The 3,325-nt window shown below is 72.6% G+C and carries 2 protein-coding genes and 1 pseudogene; 1 reads left to right on the forward strand and 2 read right to left on the reverse strand.

Features of this window, described 5'->3' with window-relative positions; all coding sequences use genetic code 11:
- Window positions 1-35: 35 nt before the first annotated feature.
- Window positions 36-1,097: pseudogene (locus I5G_RS21150) on the forward strand (S1C family serine protease); the annotation flags it as partial.
- A 72-nt stretch (window positions 1,098-1,169) separates the two neighbouring features.
- Here I5G_RS21150 and I5G_RS07030 read toward each other — a convergent pair.
- Window positions 1,170-2,504 carry a phosphotransferase gene (locus I5G_RS07030; protein WP_022878423.1) on the reverse strand — a complete coding sequence of 445 codons (1,335 nt, stop codon included), beginning with the start codon at window positions 2,502-2,504 and terminating at the stop codon, window positions 1,170-1,172.
- 70 nt (window positions 2,505-2,574) lie between these two features.
- The coding region (locus I5G_RS21155) for a hypothetical protein (protein WP_022878424.1) at window positions 2,575-3,325 on the reverse strand (751 nt) is incomplete at its 5' end.

The raw sequence follows: 3,325 nt of genomic DNA on the forward strand, positions 1-3,325 counted from the left end.
TCGGGTCGAGGCGATCACGGTGACGACCCGGGCAAGTCAACGCCACCGCGGCCGTGGCGGCGAAGGTCGTCCCGAGCGTCGTCACGATCAGTGCGAGCGCCGGTTCCTCCGGCGGCACCGGCTCCGGTGTCATCCTGAGCGCCGACGGCTACGTGCTGACCAACACGCACGTGGTCACCCTGGACGGGCAGACCGGCGACGCGTCGCTGTCGGTCACGACCTCCGACGGCCGCGTGTACAAGGCGAAGGTCGTCGGCACCGACCCGACGTATGACCTCGCGGTCATCAAGCTCGAGAACGCCTCCAACCTCACGCCCATCGAGTGGGCGGACTCGTCGAAGCTCAACGTCGGCGACCCCACCGTCGCGATCGGCGCGCCCCTCGGCCTCCCGAACACCGTGACCACGGGCATCGTCAGCGCGCTCAACCGCTCGATCGAGGTCGCCTCGTCGGCCGCGCCGAGCGACGGCTCCGACTCGAGCGAGGGCGGCAGCCGCGGCGGCCAGGGCGGCCAGCAGGGCGGCGAGAGCCCGTTCTTCTTCGACTTCGGCCAGGGCCAGCAGGGCTCGGGACAGGCGACCCAGACGATCAAGATCGCCGTCATCCAGACGGATGCCGCCATCAACCCGGGCAACTCCGGTGGCGCGCTCGTCGACGACGAGGGCAAGGTCATCGGCATCAACGTCGCTATCGCGAGCGCCGGCGGCTCCTCGTCGGGCGGCCAGTCGGGCAACATCGGCGTCGGCTTCTCGATCCCGTCCGACATCGCCCAGCGCGTGTCGAAGGAGATCATCGACAACGGATCCGCCTCGCACGGCCTGCTGGGCGCCAGCGTCCAGGATGCCGCCTCCGTCCAGGGCTCGACCACGACTGGTGCCTACGTCGCCGACGTGATCTCCGGGGGAGCGGCGCAGGCCGGCGGCCTGCAGAAGGGCGACGTCATCACCGAGTTCAACGGCATCCCCGTCACGAACTCCGTCGACCTGACCGCACAGGTACGCGCGCTCGCCGCGGGTTCGCAGGCGAAGGTGACCTACCTCCGCGGCGGCAAGCAGAACACCGCCGAGGTGACGCTGGGCTCGATGCCCCAGAGCTGACCTCCCCATGAAACGACGCCGCCCCGCGAGATGTTCGCGGGGCGGCGTCGTTTCGTCGTGGGCTCGGCAGCGTCAGTCCGGGAGCGGAGCCAGCCGACCGATCGCGGCGAGCGGGATGCCGATCCAGTCCGGCCGGTTGCGCGTCTCGTAGATCGCCTCGTAGACGGCCTTGTCGAGCTCGCAGGCCGCCAGCAGCGCGTCGGGAGCCGTCTGCTCGGGACCGACGGTCTCGGCGTAGCCGCCGAGGAACGCCTGCTGCGCGGCGATGACCCACGCGCGGACCGCCGCGCCGTCGTCGTCGGCCACGGCGCCGGAGACGTAGTCGAACGAACGCAGCATGCCCGCGACGTCCCGCACGGCAAGATCGGGGCTGCGGCGCTCGGAGATCGGGCGCAGCGGTTCGCCCTCGAAGTCCAGCAGCACCCAGCCGTTCGAGGGCGTGTACAGCACCTGACCGAGGTGCAGATCGCCGTGGACGCGCTGCAGCGGCGGCCACGGCGCGGCGACGGCCTCGGCGTAGACCTGATGGATGCGATCGACGTACGGCGCGAGCGCCGGGACCTCCGCGACGGCGATGCCCAGGCGCCGCTCCCACGCGGCGGCCACGGCCGAGCGCACCGCGGCGTCGGGGGCGACGGTGGGGAACGTCTGCGCGAGGGCGACGTGCATGCGGGCGACGCTCTCGCCCAGGGCACGCGCGGGCTCGGAGAAGTCGTCGGCGGCGGTGGCGGCCTGCAGGGCGACGCGCCAGGCATCCTCGACGCCCTCAAAGAACTCCTGCGCGAACGCGAGCGACCCGGTCACCGGCTCGCCCGACGCCGCGGTCCAGGTGCCGCGCACCTCGCCGATCGCCGCGGGCACGAACGTCGCACCGCCCGCCGCCAGGGCGGATTGCAGCTCCACATCGGGGTTCACCCCGGCGTTGACCTGGCGGAAGAGCTTGCAGATCACCGGCTCCGCACCCTCGGGGCGGAAGATGATCGAGGTGTTCGACTGCTCACCGCTCAGCACCCGCGCGGGGATGTCCGACGGTGCCGTCGCCGGCGCGGACGACAGTGCGAGGCCGACGAATCCGCTCTCCGTCTCCGAGCCCGCCCCGCCGACCGACACCAGACGGAACAGGAGGTCGGTGAAGGTCGGGTCGGTGACGGCATCCGACCACACCAGACCGTCGCCCGCGGGGCCGATGAGGCTCCCGGGGAGCACCGCGTCCGGTTCCCGCTGCGAGACGGGGACCTGGTACAGGGCGGCTGGGGTGACCGCTTCGTCGCGCACGAGCAGGACCCGGGTCCGGGGCGCGATCAGTTCCCAATCGGCGACGAGGGTCAGACGCGGGTCGCGGCCCTTCGTGCCGTACCAGCGCTGTCGCGGCATCCACACGGTCAGGAGATCGAGGAGGTCACCCATGCGGCGAGGCTAACGCGAACGCCCGCGGAGCGCTCGGGTCTTGCGCGGGCGCTCCGTCGATGAGAAGGCGTCAGGATGCCTCGGACTCCGGCTCCGGGTCGTCGCGGTCCTTGCGGCGGGGGAGCGCCTTGCGGGCGACGGACCCCGTGCGGCGGCCGGCCGCGCCCACGGCTCCGGCGATGGCGCCGCCGATGCGCTGGACGCCGCCGGCGGCACGATGCTCGAGGCGCGAGGCTCCTTCGCGTGGCTCGACGTCCTTCGGCAGGATGAGCGGCGGCGGACCGAACGCCCGCCGCGAGGTCACGAGCACCCGGCGGCCGAGGATGTTGTTCCCGGCGCCGCCGACGACCGCACCGACGCCGAACGGCAGCGCCTTCCCGATCCAGGAAGCCCCACCGCGCGTGGCGAACTGGCGGACGAAGGTCGTCTTGAGGCGGTCGACGAGGGGACCAACCGCCGCGCGGGGGAGCGTCTTGGTGACGAGTTCGCCCCAGTAGGTCGAGCGGCTGGCGCCGCGTCCCGATGCCTGGGCCGCGAGCTGCGACACCAGGTCGATGCCCTCCTTGCCGAGCATGAGCGTCAGGACGAGCGCTCGCGCGCGGTCGGGGTCGTCGACCGCGACCCCGTGGACCTCGGCGACCGACTGCGCGTACAGCGCCGTCGCCTCCAGGAAGCCCACCGTCTCGACCCCGCTCAGGGCGAGCGTGACGCCGGTGCCGATTCCCGGCACGACCGCGGTCGCGCCGACGGCGGCGCCCCCGGTGGTGACGGCCGCGAGGTAACGGCGCTCGAGGATCCGCAGGATCTCTGCGGAGTGCTCC

The sequence above is a fragment of the Microbacterium sp. B19 genome (assembly GCF_000333395.1).
In the GTDB taxonomy this organism is placed as follows: domain Bacteria; phylum Actinomycetota; class Actinomycetes; order Actinomycetales; family Microbacteriaceae; genus Microbacterium.